Here is a 1,650-nt window from a genome sequence, read left to right as displayed (position 1 = left end):
TAGCTAGTTTCCGTCCACAAACAGGCGTATTTAAGCGCGTTTACAAGGGTTTGTCCTTTGCGGTGAGAGTGGTTTTGGGGCGACGGACAGGATCATGAACGCTTGTGATTGGGCAGTATACAGTTGGCGGCGCTGAGGCGTACGCCACGAGGCCGGCATTGTAGCGACGGCGCAATTCTAAAAGCTGGTCGGAGTTCAGGTCGGTTTGAGGCGGATGAAGAGGACGAGGTTGTAAGCCACGACGGAGGACCAGACGTAGGTCTTGAAGTGGTCAAGGCCCCGCCAGGTGCAGCGTGCCAGGCCGTAGGCACGCTTGAGGCATGATATTCCGGCTTCGATACCGGCGCGGAAGTTGCGCAACTTGCGATAGACCCAATTGCTTCTGACCATGTCCTCGACCTTGAGGCCAGCTTTCTTGTGGAATGCCATGTCGCGAACGCCCCAGGTCTTGGCTGTGGCCAGGTTGCCGCGACTGGCAAAGCCGCCGTCGGCCGCCGCCTGCCGCGGCGCGTTTCCATAGACGGCGATGTGGCGCTCCAGCATCGGCAGCAGCCGCTCGCTGTCGGGCGGATTACCTGCCTCGATCACCAGATCGAGGATCATGCCGCTTCTGCCGGTGGTCAGGTTGAGCTTGTGGCCGTATTCGGTCTCGCGGCTACCTTTGACGATGATATCGGCATGGGGTTCGAACAGGCTTACCAGCTTCTCGCCCGCCGGCAGCTTCTCGCCCGCCAGTACTCGCCGCTCGCTCTGTTTGATGATGCGTTCGATCAGCGGTCGATAGCGGCAAACCTGGGCCTGCCAGAGTTGGACGAGCGGATTGCTCGCCGCTGCCAGTCGCTCGGTTGCCTGCTTCAGGTATGCCAAGGTCGCGCAGGCGATCGCGATCAGCTCACGGTAGAGCCGGACCCGATTGGGCTGACCGCGTGTGAACTGGATCTCGCGGGCACGCTTCTTGGCCGCGCGGCAATGATCGCGCCATGCCAGGCCGGCGCCGACCAAGGTATCTGCCTTCTTCAGCAGGCGCACCATGACCCGCACGGCATCCCACAGCAGGCTGCTGTCGCTCGGTTCGTGCATGAGTGCCGAGGTCACTGTACTGTCCAGCCGCACGACCGTGCCGTCTTCCAGCTTCGCCTGCCGAGCGCTCGACAGCAGCGCCCGATTGATCACTTCCCAGGTCTCGGGTCGGATCGCGCTGATCGTCTTTTGCAGCACTGACTTTTGCGGGCTCCATGACCACGGCAGGCGCGCAAAGGCCCGAAACGACGCGGAGTCCTCGAGATGGAACGCCAGTTCCTGGTAGCTCAGCTGCCGGTATTGCTTGAGCAATGCGCAACGCAGCACTGCCTCGGCCGGCAGCCCTTGCCGTCCGGTGGCCTTGACGCCGTGCCGACCCAGATCCCGCCCCACCAAGCCAAACAGATCGTGGTGCTCGTCCAGCCACTGCGACATCGACTTCAGTTCGTGGCCGATCTCGTGCGTGGCGAAAAGATCGAATATACTGGCTTGGACGGTGCGTTCCTGGCGCATTGTCGGCTCCGGCGGTTGCAGATTGTGCTTCGGAATCAGTGGCATGAGCCCAAAGTATACCTGAAACCGCCGGGCCTTGCTTGCGCAAAATTCAGATTCACTTAATAATATCAATAA

Annotated in this window: 1 protein-coding gene; it reads right to left on the bottom strand. The window is 61.0% G+C overall.

Going from position 1 to position 1,650, the window contains the following annotated elements:
* Positions 1-195 precede the first annotated feature (195 nt).
* A complete protein-coding gene (locus K290_RS0133340; RefSeq protein ID WP_004126005.1) occupies positions 196-1,533 on the bottom strand; it encodes an ISNCY-like element ISRtr6 family transposase in 1,338 nt (445 codons plus the stop codon).
* Positions 1,534-1,650: the final 117 nt, after the last annotated feature.

The organism is Rhizobium leucaenae USDA 9039, assembly GCF_000426285.1.
GTDB classification, from domain to species: domain Bacteria; phylum Pseudomonadota; class Alphaproteobacteria; order Rhizobiales; family Rhizobiaceae; genus Rhizobium; species Rhizobium leucaenae.
The sequence above is the reverse complement of the archived record's forward strand: the minus strand, read 5'-3'. Positions and strand labels throughout refer to the sequence as shown.